Below are 15598 nucleotides of genomic sequence, written 5' to 3'. Positions count from 1 at the left end.
GGGTAAGGTCGACAGGAACACGAGTGATCGCTCGCAATCGAAATTACGAGCGTTTGCTCGTGTTTGTCAAACCCGAAGGAGTTGTATGACCGAACGGAAGCGTCAGGCGCGGGGGGAACGGCGGATGGCGCAGCTGCTGGACGCGGCGGCGGAGGTGTTCGCCGAGCACGGGTACGCGAAGGGCACGACCAACGCGGTCGCGGCCAGGGCCGGTGTGTCGCCCGGCACGCTGTACCAGTTCTTCGGCAACAAGGAGGCGCTGGCCGCGGGCCTGGCCGAGCGGTACCGGGCGGCCCTGGCCGACGCGCACGAGCAGGCGTTCGACCCCGGGTTCGCGACGCTGCCGCTGGCGGAACTGGTGGACCGGATGGTCGACCCGATGATCGCGGTCAACGTCGCCAACCCCGGGTTCAAGGCCCTGTTCACCGCCGCCGACATGCCGGCGCACGTGGCCGCCCCGGCCCGCGAGCTGCACGCGGCGGTCGCCGGCCGGATCGGGTCGGTCATCGCGGCCCGGCTGCCGCACCTGCCGGCCGGCGAGGTGCACCGGACCGCGGTGGTGGCCACCCAGATCTTCGGCGCGCTGCTCGGCACGATCCTGGGCGCGGGCGACGACCGGGACGCCTGGGTGGCCGAGCTGAAGCGCGCCCTGGTCGGCTACCTGGCACCGCTAGACGCGCACGGCGCCGACCACCGCCCAGCGGCCGGAACGGGTGCGGCCCAGCAGTGAGGCCAGCCGCAGCAGCATGAACGCGGTCAGCCCGGTCCAGATGCCGACCAGACCCCAGTCGAACGCGAGCGAGAGCCACACCATCGGCAGGAACCCGACGGCCGCCGCGCCGATCGTGGCCGTGCGCAGGAACGCCGCGTCGCCCGCGCCGAGCAGCACGCCGTCCAGCGCGAACACCACGCCCGCGACCGGTTGCAGGGCGACGAAGAACCACCACGCGTGCGGAATCTCCGCGAGCACCGCGCCGTCGGAGGTGAACACGCCGGGCAGCGGCCCGGACAGGGCGGCGAACAGCACGCCGAGCGCGGCGCCGAACACCAGGCCGTAGCCGGTGACCTGCCGGGCCAGGCCGCGGGCCCGGCGGTCGTCGTTCGCGCCGAGGGCCGCCCCGACGAGTTGCTGGGCCGCGATGGCCAGCGAGTCGAGCACCAGGGACAGGAACGTCCACAGCTGCAGCACGATCTGGTGCGCGCCGACCGCGCCGACCGAGGTGTGCGCGGCGACCGTGGTGGCCGAGACGAAGCAGGCCTGGAAGGCGAGGCTGCGCAGCACGAGGTCGCGGCCGAGCGTGAGCTGGGCGCGCATGGTCGCCGGCCGGGGCCGCAGCGGCACCTTCTCCACGGCGAGCGCGCGGAAGAACAGCGAGGCCGCGATCAGCTGCGCGACGACGTTCGCGACCGCGGAGCCCTCCAGGCCCCAGCCGGCGCCGTAGACCAAGACCGGGCACAGCACGGCGGAGATCCCGTTGCCTGCCAGGACGTAGCGCAGCGGCCTGCGGGTGTCCTGGACGCCGCGCATCCACCCGTTGCCGGCCATCGTGACCAGGATGAACGGGATGCCGAACAACGCGATCCGCAGCCAGGACACTGCCGCGTCGGCCACCTCCCCCGGCCCGGCGAGCAGCCGCGCGACCGGCCCGGCGAGCGCCTGCCCGGCGGCGACCAGCACCAGCCCGACGACGATCGCGAGCCAGGTGGCCTGCACGCCCTCGGCGACCGCCTCGGTCCGGCGGCCGGCGCCGTGCAGGCGGGCGGCGCGGGCGGTGGTGCCGTAGGACAGGAAGGTCAGCTGGGTGGAGACCTGCGCGAGCACGATCGCCCCGACCGACAGCCCACCGAGCGGCACCGCGCCGAGGTGCCCGACCACGGCGGTGTCGACCAGCAGGTACAGCGGTTCGGCGGCGAGCACGCCGAGCGCCGGCACGGCGAGCCCGAGAACCTGCCGCAGCGGTTGTCCCACGGACTCCCCCGGTAAGGTACTGAAGTGGGTTTCGCCCCTGACGATAGCCGTAAGGACCGCGGATGGACAACGCCGCTTACATCGACGTCGCGCTGCGCCTGGCCAACATCGAGCTGACCGGCGTCGACGCGCTGCGGGCCGCGCTGCACGACGAGCCGTGGTGGTCCGAGCGGGCGACACCGGAGGACGTCGCGGCACTCGTTCCGGTGGCGGCCGGCCTGCGCCGGGTGCTCGACCGGGCGGCGGCGGGCGACGGCGAGGGCGTGCTGCGCGAGGTCAACGCGCTGTTGTCCGCGCACCCGCTGCGGCCGAGGCTGTCGGCCGGGCACGGCGAGATCGCGGACTGGCACGTGCACGTCGCCGACGTCGACGCCGCCCCGGCCACCGAGGTCGCGGCCGCGGCGGCGTGGGGAATGGCGCAGGGCGTCGTCCGGCACGGGCTCGACCGGTGGGGCCGCTGCGGCGCCGACGGGTGCGCGAACTACTACCTGGACACGTCGTCCAACCGCACCAAGCGGTTCTGCTCACCGCGCTGCGCGAACCGGATGCACGTGGCGGCGTTCCGGTCCCGGCGGCGCTAGGCGGGCTTCTCCGAGTCGGTGCCGGGGTGCGGGGTGCGCCAGCGGCCGCGGGTGAAGTCGGGGAACGGGATCGAGGCGCCGCGGTGCCGGATCGACAGCACGCTCAGCGGGAACGGCGCGTTCCAGGCGGCCGAGTCGTAGACGTCGATGTCCGGCGGCAGGCCAAGCCGCATGCACTGCACCAGGCGGTACAGCATCAGGTAGTCCATACCGCCGTGTCCGCCTGGACCGGGGCCGACGTCGGTCCACAGCCAGTGGTCGTAGGACGCGTAGTCGTCGAACGAGCCCCACTCGTGGCCGCTCATGTCCGGCTCGAGGTAGATGCGCGGCGGGTAGTCCTCGAAGACGCCCTTGGTGCCGGCCAGGTGGTTCAGCCGGGAGTACGGGTGCGGGCTGGACACGCCGTGCGCGAGGTGGATCACCCGGCCCTTGGCGGTCTGGATGAGGCTCATCGTGACGTCGCCCTTGACGTAGCGTTCGCGCCAGGTCTCGTCGCCGGGCGGCATGTGCTCGGCGCGGTACTCGGCCAGGGCGAGCGCGGGCGTGCTCATCGAGGTCATGTGGGAGAACCGGTCGCCGCGGTGCAGGTCCATGTACGCGCCGACCGGGCCGAGGCCGTGCGTCGGGTAGAGGTCGCCGTCGATCTTCGTGTGGAAGCGGCGGCGCCACTGGTCCTCGTAGTAGGTCTTGGAGAACAGCAGCTCGCGCAGGTCGTGCAGGTAGGCGCCGGAGCCGTGCAGCAGCTCGCCGAACTTGCCGTCGTGCGCCATGCGCAGCGCGCGCAGCTCGTTCTGGCCGTAGCAGCAGTTCTCCAGCTGGATGCAGTGCCGGCGGGTGCGCTCCGAGGTGTCGACCAGCTCCCAGAGGTCGCGGAGGGTGAGCCCGATGGGGCACTCGACGCCGACGTGCTTGCCGTTGCGCATCGCGGTGAGCGCCATCGGGGTGTGCCACTCCCACGGGGTGGCGATGTAGACGAAGTCGACGTCGTCGCGGGCGCAGAGGTTCTCGTAGTCGTCGTCGCCGCCGGTGTAGACGGCCGGCTCCGGCTGCCCGGCCTCGGTGACGGTCCGCGCCGCGCGCTGGGCGAACTCGGGGCGGATGTCGCACAGGGCGGTGACCTTGGCGCCCGGGATCGCGAGCAGCAGCGGGAGCATCCCGCCGCCCCGGTTGCCGAGCCCGATGATGCCGAACCGGGGCGCGTCGGTGGCCCGGAACGGTTCGCCGATCATCGTCCGCCCCCTGGCCGGCGGGGCCTCGGCGGCCGCCTCGATCCCGGTCGTGCCGGCCACTCCGAGCCCGACACCGGCGACGGCGGCTCCACGCAACATCGCCCGGCGGGACACCTGTTCGCTCATTGCACACTCCCCGATCCGTTGTGCGTGAAGTTGCGTCCGTGAAGGCACTATCACACACGATCATGCAGCAGGGCTACGGCCGATCGGAGCAGTACCGGCGTTGCCGTCGCCCAGGGGTGCGAGCATGCCGTGCAGCACGGCGGGCGGGTCGGTGGTCGGCGCGGGGTCAGCCGAGGATGACCGAGCGCTCCAGGTTGCGCGGGCGATCGGGGTCGAGGCCGCGTGCCGTGGCCAGGGACTCGGCGAGGCGCTGCGCCCGGACCAGGTCGGCCAGCGGGTCTCCCGGCGCGTGCTCGACGTGCGCGCCGGTGCCGGCCAGGTCGGCGAGCAGGCCCGCCGGCGGCTCGCCGAACACCCAGACCACTCGGCCGGGCGCGGCGATGGAGATCGGGCCGTGCCGGTACTCCATCGCGAGGTAGGACTCGGTCCACGCCTGCGCCGCCTCGCGGAGCTTGAGGGCGGCCTCGTTGGCCAGCCCGAACGTCCAGCCGGTGCCGAGGAAGGTGACCTGCTCGGCGTCCAGCACCTCGGCGGGCAGCGGAGCGGCCACGGCGCGCTCGCCGTCGGCGGCCAGGCCGTCCAGCCGCTCGCCGAGGTGGGCGCGCAGCAGGACCAGCGCGCAGGTGGCGAACCGGGTCTGCACGACCGAGCGCTCGTCGGCGAAGTCCAGGGCGACCACCGCGCCGGCGGCGTCGCTGACCGGGGTGGCCGGGTCGGCGGTGATCGCGACCGTCGGCGTGCCGGCGGGGACCTTGGCGAGCGCGGCCAGGACCTCGGTTGTCGTGCCGGACCTGGTCAGCGCCAGCACCCGGTCGTAGCGCCGGTCGGCCGGGAACTCCGAGGCCGCGAGCGCGTCGGTCTCGCCCTGGCCGGCGGCCTCCCGCAGCGCCGCGTACGACTGCGCCATGTACCAGGAGGTGCCGCAGCCGAGCACGGCCACCCGCTCCCCCGGCTTCGGCAGGTCGCCGCTTCCGGCCAGGTCGCGGAGCGCGGACGAGGCCCACAGCGACGGCTGGCTGGCGATCTCCTCGGACAGAAAACTCACGTCACGGTCCCCCGGGGTGCCCGAATCCTGCTTGAAGGTGATTGGTCTGTGTCGATATCGAGCATAAAACACCGCCGCCGGGTACCACGGGCACCCGGCGGCGGTTGACGCGTTGTCGGTCAGTCGGGCAGGCGGTCGCCCGACTCGGCGTCGAACAGGTGCACCGCGCCCGGCTGCGGGACGAGGGCGACCTTCTCGCCGCGCTGGAACGCCGACATGCCCGGCGCGCGCACGGTGACGGTGTGCGGGGCCTCGGCCTCGTCCGCGGGCTCGGTGTCGACCGAAGCCAGTTCGGCGCTGGTCGAGCAGTACAGGAACTGGTCGCTGCCCAGCTCCTCGACGACCTCGACCATCGCGGGGATGCCCTCGCCGTCGGACTTGAGCGTCCAGCCCTCCGGCCGCACGCCGACGACGACGTTGGTGCCGGTCAGCGCGCTGCGCTGGGCCGGGGTCAGCGGGATGGTCTGGCCGCCGATGAGCGCGCCCTCGCCGTTGACCTTGGCCGGGATCAGGTTCATCGCGGGCGAGCCGATGAAGCCGGCGACGAACAGGTTCTTCGGCTTGCCGAACAGGCCGATCGGGGTGTCGCACTGCTGCAGGACGCCGTCCTTGAGCACGGCCACCCGGTCGCCCATCGTCATGGCCTCGACCTGGTCGTGGGTGACGTAGATCGTGGTGACGCCGAGGCGGCGCTGCAGGGAGGCGATCTGCGTGCGGGTCTGCACGCGGAGCTTGGCGTCGAGGTTGGACAGCGGCTCGTCCATGCAGAACACCTGCGGGCGACGCACGATCGCGCGGCCCATGGCCACGCGCTGGCGCTGGCCACCGGAGAGCTTGGCCGGCTTGCGCTCGAGGTAGGGCTCCAGGTCGAGCAGCTTGGCGGCCTCCTGGATCCGCTCGGCGCGCTCCGCCTTCGGCATCTTCTTGATCTTGAGGTGGAAGCCGATGTTGTCGGCCACCGTCATGTGCGGGTACAGCGCGTAGTTCTGGAACACCATGGCGATGTCCCGGTCCTTCGGGGGCAGGTTGGTGACCTCGCGCTCCCCGATGCGGATCGCACCCTCGTCGACGCCCTCCAGGCCGGCGAGCATGCGGAGCGTGGTCGACTTCCCGCAGCCGGACGGGCCGACGAGCACCAGGAACTCGCCGTCCTCGACCTCCAGATCCAGCTGGTCGACTGCGGGCTTGTCGTTGCCCGCGTAGTAACGGCTCGCGCCGTCGAAGGTCACAGTTGCCATGGCTGTCCTTTCATCGCCGGTCAGAGACCGCACCCCGTTGTCGGCCCGGTGCGAGACCGGCGCTCGAGCACAGAACAATCTAGATGAACAAACCCGTGAACACCACGATTCAGAATCACGATCTCACTTCACCCCGCCCGCGGTGAGGCCGGAGACGAGGTGTTTCTCGATCAGCGCGAACAGCGCCACGACCGGCAGAATACCGATGATCGAGACCGCGAAGACGTACTGCCAGGCGGACTCGTACTGGCCGATGAACCGGGTCAACGCCACCGTCAACGGCTGGTTGACGTCGGTCGGCAGCAGGATCAGGCTGGCCGCGAACTCGTTCCAGCAGGCGATGAACGTGAAGATGACCGCGGTGACGATGCCCGGCCACACCAGCGGCAGCATGATCCGGCGCAGCGACTGGCCCTTGGAGCAGCCGTCGAGCCAGGCCGCCTCCTCGATCTCATTGGGCACGCTGGCGAAGAAGCTGTGCATGATCCACACCGCGAACGACAGGTTGAACGCGGCGTTGACCAGGATCATCGCCAGCCAGGTGTCGTTGATCCCCAGCTCGACGAACTCGCGGAACAGGCCGGAGGCCAGCACCGTCGGCTGCAGCATCTGGGTGACCAGCACGAGCAGCAGGAACGGCAGGCGCAGCCGGAACCGGTGCCGCGCGGTGTAGTAGGCCGCGGGCAGGGCGGCGAGCAGGGCGAGCGCGGTGCCGCCGAGCGAGATGACCACCGTGGACAGCAGGTTGAACGGCAGCGGCGTCTCCGGCGTGTCCCACATGGTGAGGAAGTTGCCGGGCTCCCAGTTGTCCGGGAGGTAGGCCGGCGGGACCTGGAGGATCTCCCGCCGCGGCTTGAACGCGCCGACCAGCATGATCAGGTACGGGAACAGGAACACCAGCGCGACGACGGTGCCGACGATCGTCAGGCCCCAGCGCTTCTTCTCCCGCGCCACGGGCCGGCTGGTGCCCTCGCCCCCGGTGGTGACCCTGGTCGGGCGGTCGATGACGGTGCTGATGGCTCAGTCCTCCTGCCGCATCGGGCGCACGACGCGCAGGTAGATGCCGATGACGACGACCACCACGACGAAGTTGAGCACGGACAGCGCGCTCGCGGTGTCGATCTGGCGGTCGCTCTGGATGATCTTGAACATGAGCGAGGTCGTGGTGTCCGCGTCGTAGCCGGGGATCGCCCCGGTCATCGTCTTGAGGATCGGCAGGTTGTTGAACACGTTGATGACGTTGATGATCGTGGCCACCGCGAGAGCGCCGCGCAGCATCGGGAACACCACGCGCCAGTAGGTCTGGGTGCGGTTCGCCCCGTCGATCTGCGCCGCCTCGAGCACGTCGTGCGGCACGGTCTGCAGGCCGGCGAGGAGGACGAAGGTGGTGAACGGGACCGACACGAACACCGCGACCGCCATCGCGGACAGGAAACCGGGCAGCGGGCTCTTCAGGAAGCCGAACGGCGCGTCCAGGATGCCGACGTCGACCAGGAACTTGTTGATGATGCCGTAGAAGGGGTCGAGGCCGTAGACGAAGATGGTCGAGGTCATCACCACCGACGCCGCCCACGGCACGATGACCACCATGCGGAGGATCTTGCGGCCCGGGAACCGCTTGTTCAGGAACTGGGCGAGCACCAGCCCGAAGCCGATGCTCAGCGCTACCACGCCGACGACCCAGACGCCGGTGTTGACCAGCACCCTGGGCAGGTGGCCGAGGTCGAGCACCCGCTCGTAGTTCTCCCAGCCGGCCCAGCCCCGGTCGGTGCCGAACCGGGTGAGGTCCCGGAACGACGTGTAGATCATGTACCCGACCGGGAACAGGACCACGCCGCCGATCAGGATCAGCGCGGGCGCGAGCCAGGGCAGGGCGTGCAGGGTCGTCTGCCGCCTGGCCCGCCGTCTCAACGCCTGGTTCCGTGACCGGCGCGCGGTGGTCGGTGCTGTCACGCCTCGTTCCTAGCCTCGTCGAATGCTGTCGGCCGTCCGGGACCGCCCGGCGTGGGCGGTCCCGGACGGTTGGGGCTCACGCCGGTGCGTCGGCCTTCGCCTGGATCTGCGCGAGCACGTCGTCCACCGGCTTGCTCTGGATCTGGCCGACCAGATCCTTGAACGCGCCCGAGGTCGCGCCCCAGGCCGGGTTGGTGGCCGGGTAGAACTTCGCATCGGGCAGGGTCTCCAGGAAGACCTGCAGCTCCGGCTTGTCCGCCGCCGCCTCGGCACCGGACTTGGTGGCCGGGATGAAGCCCTCGTTCTCGTTGAACTCGAGGTAGTTGTCCTGCTGGTAGAAGAAGTCGAGGAACTTCGAGATGGCCTCCTGCTTCTCCTCGCCCTTGTCGAAGCCGACGAAGTAGTCGGCGACGCCGAGCGTGGACGGCTCGCCGTCCGGGGTCGGCGAGGGTGCGATGTCCCAGTTCAGGTCCGGGTTCTTCTCGTTGATCTGGCCGACGATCGGCGGCAGGCCCTGGATCATGCCGATCTTGCCCTGGATGAAGACGTCGAGCAGCGGGGTTCGGTCGGTGGCGCCCGGGTCGGGCTGGGTGACCCCCGCGTCGATCATCTCCTTCATGAAGGTCAGGGCTTCCCTGGCCTCCGGGGTGTCGATGGTCATCTTGCCGTCGGACTCCCAGCTCGCGCCGGCGCCGTAGGCGAAGATCGAGGTCTCGGCCTGGGCCTCCTCGCTGCCCAGCGGCATGCCGTAGCCGTGCACGCCGCCGCCGAGGTCGGAGATCTTCCGCGCGGCGGCCATCAGCTCGTCCCAGGTCTTCGGCGGTGCCGTGACGCCGGCCTGGGTCAACAGGTCCTTGTTGTAGAACAGGGCCCTGGTCGAGGCCACGGTCGGCAGGCCGTACGCGACGCCGTCGATCTTGGCGCTGTCGATGAACGTCGGCTCGATGTCGGCGAGGGTCTCCGGCGAGACGATCTCCTCGGCCTCGTAGAGCAGGTCCTCGGAACCGTAGGCCGGGCCGGCCGCGTCCAGCTCCAGGATGTCCGGCGCGGCCTGGTTCTGGATCTTGTTGTCGAGCACTGTGTAGATGTTGTCCCAGCTCTGGACCTCCAGGTTGACCTGGATGTCCGAGTTCTCCTCCTGGAAGGCCTTGACCAGGTTCTCCCAGTACGGCTTGGTCTTGTCGCTGTAGATCGGCACCAGCAGATCGAGTTCGGTCTTGCCGCCCTCGCCGCCCGACTCACTTCCGCAGGCAGCGAGCCCGAGCGCGGCCACGGTCGCGACCGCGGCTGCCTTGATGACGCGCCTCAACTTCTCCTCCGTTTCCGCCGGGCCGGTCCGCCTGGCTGGTCGCCGCCGGCCCACCCGACCCGCGCGGCGATTGGTTTATACCACCTGTTCAACTCCGCGACGCCCGACCGTGCTCAACCCGATGCGGGCGTTACCGGAATCCGCAACGCGTCCCGCAGCCGATCGAGGACCTCCGGCAGCTCACCGTGCGCGGTGAATCCGGCGGCCAGCCGGTGTCCGCCGCCGCCGAACCGGGCGGCGACCGCTCGCACGTCGACCGTTCCGGCGGCGCGCAACGAACCGATCCAGGTGTCGGGCCCCGCCTGTTTGAGCACGGCCGCCACCTCGGCCTCGGCGGTGGTCCGCACGATGTCGACCACGGACTCCACCTCCTCGACGCGGACGCCCGCCTGGTCGTCGAGCCGCACCGCCGTGTGCACCAGCCCGAGCCCGCCGGCCGCGTCCGGCTCCAGCTCCGCCCGGCCGAGCACCGCGCCGAGCATGCGCAGGAACGCGAACGGATGGTTGCCGAACAGCTCGCGGGCGGCGACCGCCGGGTCGGCGCCCGCCTCGATCAGCCGGGCGGCCAGCGCGTGGGTGGCCGGTCGTGCCCGCTGGAACGAGCCGGTGTCGGTGACCAGGCCCGCGTACAGGCACCGGGCGAGGTCGGCGTCGAGTGGGATACCGAGTTCGTCGAGCAGGGCGGCGACCAGCACGGTCGTGGCCTCGGCGCCGTCGTCGACCACGTGGTGGGTGCCGAAGCGGGTGTTGCTCGCGTGGTGGTCGACCACGAGAACCGCTCCCCCGCCCGCGACGGTGGCCTCGACCAGGCCGCCGAGCCGGCCCAGCCGGTCGACGCTGCTGCAGTCGACCGTGACCAGGAGGTCGGCGGCGGGCGGCACCGCGTCGGCCGGAACGACGAGCCCGGCCGAGTCGAGCCAGCGCAGGGACTCCGGCGTCTCGTCCGGCGCGCCGAACGAGACCCGGACGGCCGCGCCGCGCCGGTGCAGGACCAGGCCCAGTGCCAGCGCGCTGCCGAGCGCGTCGGCGTCCGGCGTGACGTGTGCCAGCAGGGTCACGTCGGTTGCGCCGCGCAGCAGGTCGGTGGCGGCGGCGAGGTCGGTGGACGGCACGCGGACAGCCTCACGTAACGGAGCGGCCGCGTCCAGTGCACGAGCGGTGGATGGTTGTGGAGTTGAGATCTGGGCCATGACTCCACCGTGGCCCGGTGGGTCACGGCGATCAAGGAGCGCGCCGTGCGAATGGTCCATTCGCACGGCGCGGATGCTGTTTGTGCGGGTCAGGCCACGTGGCTGCCGACGAACTTGAGTGCGTCGGGGAGGACCTTGCGCCAGTAGACGTCGTCGTGGTCACCCGGCTCGACCTCGGCGACCGTCGGTCCGGCCTGCTCGATCAGCCGGCGGGCGCCGTCGATGAACGGGTCGGTCTCGCCGCACCAGACGCCGATCGGCAGGCCGGTGATGTCGTCCAGGTTCTGCAGCGGGTCGGTCTCGCGCCACTGCTGCTCGTCGGTGAACACGTCCCGCGCCTCGGCCTCCGGCCAGCTCAGGAACAGGGCCGGGCTGAGTACCGCGACCGCCGGGTTGTGCACGTTCGTCGCGTAGTTGAGCGCGCCGTAGCCGCCCATCGAGATGCCGAGTACGGCGAACGGGTTGGTGGACAGGCCCCGCTCGGCCAGCCAGGCCGGCATGTCCTCGCGGAGCATCCGTTGCGGGTCGTCGCCGGAGTCGCGCGAGACCCAGTAGGAGGAGTCCCCGCCGTCCACCGCGACCACCGCGAACGGCGGGACGCCCTGGTAGTTGACCAGCGAGGTCAGGACGTCCGGCAGGCCGAGGTCGACGAACATGCCGGCGCCCTCGTTCCGGCCGTGCAGCGCCAGGCACACCGGCAGCTCCCGGCCGGCGTCCTCCGGCCGCATGACCACCAGCTCGACCTCGGTGCCCCTGGCCGCCGACCGCACCCGCTCGACGGTGACCGGTTCGGGCGGCGCCGTGGGAGTGGCGGCGGACAGGGTCCCTGGCGCGGAACTGGTAGCGCCGGTTCTGACAGGAACGTCCTCTGGCTCTGATGCACAGCCGGCGGCCGCGAGGCCCAAGCCGACAGCACCAAGCAGGACGTCTCGCCGCGATCGGCGAAGGTCGCCTGCAGGCACGTCTCACCCCAAGCTGGCAGTCGTCGTCGGATCAGCGGCACCGAGAGTAGCGAAGCCGTGCTCGACTCGGGGCGGTTTCGTGACTTTCGACAGTTGCGCGACGGTGGCGTGATGACCAGCGGACACAGGCACGTCCCAGGTCGATCAGGTAGTACTGGGCCGGTGACTCTTGATCACTACATCGGCCCGAACACGGTCGATGACTGGTTTGCGCGGGACCATCCCACGGATGGCTCGCGCCTCGAGCTGGTCTACGGCCACCTGCACACGAGCCCTCCCCCGTCCGGCCAGCACCAGTACGCCGTCGACGAACTGCGCCTGGTCCTCAAGCACGCTCTTCGCGATGCCGGCCGCTCCGACTTGTACGCGGTCAGTGGAGTCGGGGTGCGGATCAGCACCGGTTGGCGAACCGCGTTGATCCCGGACGTCGCCGTGCTGAACACCAGACCGGGCGGTACGAGCATCGGGCCCGACGACCTCGAACTCGTGGTGGAGATCTGGTCGCCGGGCCACGCGCGCCGACCGGGAGACCATCACCGCCGCCTACACGGACGCGGGCGTGCCGTTCCTCTGGATGGTCGACCAAGGCCGCCTCGGCAGCACCGTGAGCACGCACGTCCTTAAGGGCGGACGCTACGTCGAGGACACCACTGCCGGACCGGGCCGCGCGGTCACCATCACGGCCGCGCCGGTGCCGGTGAGTCTCGATCCGGCGAGCCTGCGGCCGTGAGGGATCACTCCTCGTCGTCGGGGTCGCGGGGGGCTCGGTAGGGGTCGGCGTCGCCGGCCGGCTGGGCGCCGTTGGCCAGGCGGGCGACCTCGGCGTCCGCCGCCTGGGCGCGGGCCAGCAGGTCGTCGATGTGCTTGGCGTCCTCGGGAACCGTGTCCGCCACGAAGGTGAGGGTGGGGGTGAAGCGCACGCCGGTGCCGGCTCCGACCCGGGAGCGCAGGACGCCCTTGGCCGACTCGAGTGCGGCGGCGGCGCCCCGGGTGTCCGGGGTGGCGTCGAGCTTGTCGCCGAGGACCGTGTAGTAGACGGTCGCGTCGTGCAGGTCGGCGGTGACCCGTGCGTCGGTGATCGTCACTCGGGCCAGGCGGGGGTCCTTGACCTCGTGCTCCAGCGCGGACGCGACGATCTGCGCGATGCGCTTGGCGAGCTTGCGGGCGCGTGGTGCGTCAGCCACGACGTTCCTTCCTTGACCGTGTCATTCGTCGTTCGGGCCGAGCCAGCGCCGGCGCGCCGAGACCAACTCCAGCTCGGGGCGCCCGGCGACCAGCCGTTCGCACGCGTCGAGCACGTCACCGACGTGCCCGGCGTCGGCCGCCACCGCGGCCACGCCGATCAACGACCGGCGGTACTTGTCCAGGTGACCGGCCTCGGCCACGGTCACCTCGAACCGCCGGCGCAGCTCGGCGATCACCGGCCGCACGGCGGAACGCTTCTCCTTCAGGGAACGGATGTCACCGAGCACGACATCCAGCTCCAGGGCCCCCACGTACAACGGGTATCACTTTCCACGAGAACTTGCCCGGTCGCCACGCCCCCGGAAAGGGAGCGCGGCGACCGGGTGGCTGACGTCAGTCGCGCGGCTTCTCGCGCAGCTCGTAGGTCTCGATGATGTCGTCGACCTTGAGGTCGCCGTACGAGCCGAGCGTCAGACCGCACTCGAAGCCCTCGCGGACCTCGACCGCGTCGTCCTTGAACCGCCGCAGCGAGCTGACCGGCAGGCTCTCGTGGATGACCGAGCCGTCGCGGATGAGCCGGGCCTTGGCGTTGCGCCGGATCTCCCCGGAGAGCACCATGCAGCCCGCGATCGTGCCGACCTTCGAGGACTTGAACACCTCGCGGATCTCGGCGCGACCGAGCTCGACCTCCTCGTAGACCGGCTTGAGCATGCCCTTGAGCGCCTGCTCGATCTCCTCGATCGCCTGGTAGATGACCGAGTAGTACCGGACGTCGATGCCCTCGCGGTTGGCCTGCTCGGTGACCTTGCCCTCGGCGCGGACGTTGAACCCGAGGATGATCGCGTCGGACGCGATCGCCAGGTCCACGTTGGCCTTGGTGATGCCACCGACACCGCGGTCGATGACCCGCAGCTCGACCTCGTCGCCGACCTCGATCTTCGTGAGCGCGTCCTCGAGTGCCTCGACGGTACCCGAGTTGTCGCCCTTGATGATCAGGTTGAGCTGGCTGGTCTCCTTGAGCGCGGAGTCCAGGTCCTCGAGGCTGATCCGCTTGCGCCGCTGGGCGTTCGCCGCGTTGCGCATGCGGGCCGCGCGACGCTCGGCGATCTGCCGGGCCGTGCGGTCCTCCTCGACGACGAGGAACGTGTCACCGGCACCCGGCACCGACGTGAAGCCGATGACCTGGACCGGCCGCGACGGGTTCGCCTCGATGACGTCGTCGTTGAACTCGTCGACCATCCGGCGCACGCGGCCGTAGGCGTCGCCGGCGACGATCGAGTCGCCGACCCGCAGCGTGCCGCGCTGGACCAGCACCGTGGCGACCGGGCCGCGACCGCGGTCCAGGTGCGCCTCGATGGCGACGCCCTGCGCCTCCATCTCGGGGTTGGCCCGCAGGTCGAGCGACGCGTCCGCGGTGAGCACGACCGCCTCGAGCAGCCCGTTGATGTTGATGTTCTGCCGCGCCGAGATGTCGACGAACATCGTCTCGCCGCCGTACTCCTCGGCGACCAGCCCGTACTCGGTGAGCTGCTGGCGCACCTTCTGCGGGTTGGCGCCCTCCTTGTCGATCTTGTTGACCGCGACCACGATCGGCAGCTCGGCGGCCTGCGCGTGGTTGATCGCCTCCACCGTCTGGGGCATCACACCGTCGTCGGCGGCGACCACGATCACCGCGATGTCGGTGGAGCTGGCACCACGGGCACGCATGGCGGTGAACGCCTCGTGACCCGGGGTGTCGATGAAGGTGATCAGCCGCTCGTTGCCCTCGACGTCGACCGCGACCTGGTAGGCGCCGATGTGCTGGGTGATGCCGCCGGCCTCGCCCTCGTGCACGGTCGTCTTGCGGATGGTGTCCAGCAGGCGGGTCTTACCGTGGTCGACGTGACCCATGACGGTCACGACCGGCGGCCTGGCCTGGAGCGCCTCCTCGCCACCGGCGTTCTCGCCGAAGGTGATGTCGAAGGAGTCCAGCAGCTCGCGGTCCTCCTCCTCCGGGCTGACCACCTGCACCTTGTAGTTCATCTCGGTGCCGAGCAGCTCGAGCACGTCGTCGGAGACCGACTGGGTCGCGGTGACCATCTCACCGAGGTGGAACAGCACCTGCACCAGCGACGCCGGGTTGGCGTTGATCTTCTCGGCGAAGTCGGTCAGCGAGGCACCGCGCGGCAGCCGGATCGTCTCGCCGCTGCCCTTGGGCAGGCGGACGCCGCCGACGCTGGGCGCCTGCATGTTCTCCATGTACTCCTGGCGCTTCTGCCGCTTCGACTTGCGACCACGCCTGGACGGCCCACCAGGGCGACCGAACGCGCCCGCGGCACCGCCGCGACCGCCGCCGGAACCGGGACGACCGCCACCGCGGAAGCCACCGCCACCGCCGGGGCCACCGCCACCGCCGGGGCGGTAGCCACCGCCACCGCCGCCACCGCCGCCACCGGGACCACCGCGGAAGCCACCGCCACCGCCGCCGCCACCGCGCGGGCCGCCGGGACCACCACGCGCACCGCCGCCGGGACCACCGGGACCGCCACGGCCGCCGCCGGGACCACCGCGGCCACCACCGGCCGGACGAGCCGGTCGGGGCGGCATCATGCCCGGGTTGGGCCGGGGCGGCATGTTGCCCGGCGATGGCCGGTTGCCGCCGCCGGACGGCGCGTTGCCGCCGCCGCGCGGGCCGGGTGCCGGCCGCGCGTCACCGGGACGGGCCGCACGGTCGCCGCCGGGGCCACCAGGGCCACCGCCACCGGGTCGCGGCCCCGGGGGCCGCGACGGCGGGGCGCCCGCGCCGACGCCGAACGGGGGGTTGCCGACCCG

The 15598-nt window shown here is 71.3% G+C and carries 16 protein-coding genes; 4 read left to right on the top strand and 12 right to left on the bottom strand.

Annotated features, from left to right (window positions below; genetic code table 11):
• Window positions 1-85 precede the first annotated feature (85 nt).
• Entirely contained in the window at window positions 86-730 is a 645-nt protein-coding gene (locus JT362_RS18900) for a TetR/AcrR family transcriptional regulator (RefSeq protein ID WP_260192663.1), read from the top strand.
• Here the strand turns inward: JT362_RS18900 and JT362_RS18895 are convergent.
• Window positions 671-1969 (bottom strand): MATE family efflux transporter, encoded by a 1299-nt coding sequence (locus JT362_RS18895; protein WP_260192662.1) that lies wholly within the window; start codon window positions 1967-1969, stop codon window positions 671-673. The genes JT362_RS18900 and JT362_RS18895 overlap by 60 nt on opposite strands.
• 62 nt (window positions 1970-2031) lie before the next feature.
• On the opposite strand from JT362_RS18895, the gene JT362_RS18890 reads away from it, so the two are divergent.
• A complete protein-coding gene (locus JT362_RS18890; protein WP_260192661.1) occupies window positions 2032-2550 on the top strand; it encodes a CGNR zinc finger domain-containing protein in 519 nt (172 codons plus the stop codon).
• On the opposite strand, the gene JT362_RS18885 is transcribed toward JT362_RS18890, so the two are convergent.
• The 8 genes from JT362_RS18885 to JT362_RS18850 all read right to left on the bottom strand — a co-directional run bounded on the left by JT362_RS18885 (window position 2547) and on the right by JT362_RS18850 (window position 11410).
• Entirely contained in the window at window positions 2547-3905 is a 1359-nt protein-coding gene (locus JT362_RS18885) for a Gfo/Idh/MocA family protein (protein WP_260192660.1), read from the bottom strand. The genes JT362_RS18890 and JT362_RS18885 overlap by 4 nt on opposite strands.
• 166 nt (window positions 3906-4071) lie before the next feature.
• A complete protein-coding gene (locus JT362_RS18880; protein ID WP_260192658.1) occupies window positions 4072-4950 on the bottom strand; it encodes an SIS domain-containing protein in 879 nt (292 codons plus the stop codon).
• A gap of 119 nt (window positions 4951-5069) precedes the next feature.
• On the bottom strand, window positions 5070-6188 hold the full coding sequence (locus JT362_RS18875; RefSeq protein ID WP_260192657.1) for an ABC transporter ATP-binding protein: 1119 nt from the start codon (window positions 6186-6188) through the stop codon (window positions 5070-5072).
• A gap of 123 nt (window positions 6189-6311) precedes the next feature.
• On the bottom strand, window positions 6312-7142 hold the full coding sequence (locus JT362_RS18870; RefSeq protein WP_260192656.1) for a carbohydrate ABC transporter permease: 831 nt from the start codon (window positions 7140-7142) through the stop codon (window positions 6312-6314).
• 66 nt (window positions 7143-7208) lie between these two features.
• Window positions 7209-8141 carry a carbohydrate ABC transporter permease gene (locus JT362_RS18865; RefSeq protein WP_260192655.1) on the bottom strand — a complete coding sequence of 311 codons (933 nt, stop codon included), beginning with the start codon at window positions 8139-8141 and terminating at the stop codon, window positions 7209-7211.
• A 76-nt stretch (window positions 8142-8217) separates the two neighbouring features.
• Entirely contained in the window at window positions 8218-9450 is a 1233-nt protein-coding gene (locus JT362_RS18860; protein ID WP_260192654.1) for an extracellular solute-binding protein, read from the bottom strand.
• A 113-nt stretch (window positions 9451-9563) separates the two neighbouring features.
• Window positions 9564-10562 carry a DHH family phosphoesterase gene (locus JT362_RS18855; RefSeq protein WP_260192653.1) on the bottom strand — a complete coding sequence of 333 codons (999 nt, stop codon included), beginning with the start codon at window positions 10560-10562 and terminating at the stop codon, window positions 9564-9566.
• A gap of 167 nt (window positions 10563-10729) precedes the next feature.
• On the bottom strand, window positions 10730-11410 hold the full coding sequence (locus JT362_RS18850) for an alpha/beta hydrolase (RefSeq protein ID WP_260192652.1): 681 nt from the start codon (window positions 11408-11410) through the stop codon (window positions 10730-10732).
• Between the two features lie 303 nt (window positions 11411-11713).
• On the opposite strand from JT362_RS18850, the gene JT362_RS18845 reads away from it, so the two are divergent.
• Both JT362_RS18845 and JT362_RS18840 read left to right on the top strand, forming a co-directional pair.
• On the top strand, window positions 11714-12226 hold the full coding sequence (locus JT362_RS18845; RefSeq protein WP_260192651.1) for a Uma2 family endonuclease: 513 nt from the start codon (window positions 11714-11716) through the stop codon (window positions 12224-12226).
• Window positions 12162-12332 carry a hypothetical protein gene (locus tag JT362_RS18840; RefSeq protein WP_260193249.1) on the top strand — a complete coding sequence of 57 codons (171 nt, stop codon included), beginning with the start codon at window positions 12162-12164 and terminating at the stop codon, window positions 12330-12332. The genes JT362_RS18845 and JT362_RS18840 overlap by 65 nt, the downstream gene beginning before the upstream one ends.
• Before the next feature lie 4 nt (window positions 12333-12336).
• Here JT362_RS18840 and rbfA read toward each other — a convergent pair whose 3' ends face one another.
• The 3 genes from rbfA to infB all read right to left on the bottom strand — a co-directional run.
• On the bottom strand, window positions 12337-12786 hold the full coding sequence (rbfA, locus tag JT362_RS18835) for a 30S ribosome-binding factor RbfA (RefSeq protein WP_260192650.1): 450 nt from the start codon (window positions 12784-12786) through the stop codon (window positions 12337-12339).
• 21 nt (window positions 12787-12807) lie between these two features.
• Window positions 12808-13104, bottom strand: coding sequence for a DUF503 domain-containing protein (locus JT362_RS18830; RefSeq protein WP_260192649.1), 297 nt, complete (start codon window positions 13102-13104; stop codon window positions 12808-12810).
• 76 nt (window positions 13105-13180) lie between these two features.
• Window positions 13181-15598, bottom strand: a 2418-nt coding sequence (infB, locus tag JT362_RS18825; RefSeq protein WP_260192648.1) for a translation initiation factor IF-2, incomplete at its 5' end; no start/stop codon positions are given.

It is taken from the genome of Actinophytocola gossypii (assembly GCF_025165815.1).
Lineage (GTDB): Bacteria > Actinomycetota > Actinomycetes > Mycobacteriales > Pseudonocardiaceae > Actinophytocola > Actinophytocola gossypii.
Note: the sequence above shows the minus strand (reverse complement) of the source record. Positions and strands in the feature narration are given on the sequence as shown.